Source organism: Pseudomonas sp. SIMBA_068, assembly GCF_046534705.1.
GTDB classification, from domain to species: Bacteria; Pseudomonadota; Gammaproteobacteria; order Pseudomonadales; family Pseudomonadaceae; genus Aquipseudomonas; species Aquipseudomonas putida.
In genome coordinates, this window is the sequence record NZ_JAWRYI010000121.1 from 1 (window position 1) to 376 (window position 376).

At 56.6% G+C, this 376-nt stretch carries 1 pseudogene; it reads left to right on the top strand.

The window, feature by feature from the left end:
- Positions 1-258, top strand: a pseudogene (locus tag SB756_RS28455) (cell division protein FtsA); the annotation flags it as partial.
- Positions 259-376: the final 118 nt, after the last annotated feature.

Here is a 376-nt window from a genome sequence, read left to right on the forward strand (position 1 = left end):
GAAGGCGCGGTGGAACTGGCCGAGGAAATTTTCCACATGCCGGTTCGCCTGGGCGTGCCCCACAGTGTCAAGGGCCTGTCCGACGTGGTGCGCAACCCGATCTATTCCACCGGTGTCGGCTTGCTGCTGTACGGGCTGCAGAAACAGTCCGACGGCATCTCGTTTTCCGGCATCGGCAGCCGCGACAGCTACAGCAGCGACGAGCCCAAGGCGGCACTGCTCGATCGCATCAAGAGCTGGGTGCAGGGCAACTTCTAAAGATTTACCGCAACACCGTTTCAAAGCAGTAGGCAGTAGTCGAAAAACTAGAGAAATGAAAGGAGAGGGAAAATGTTCGAACTCGTAGACAACATCCCGCAAAGTCCGGTAATCAAGG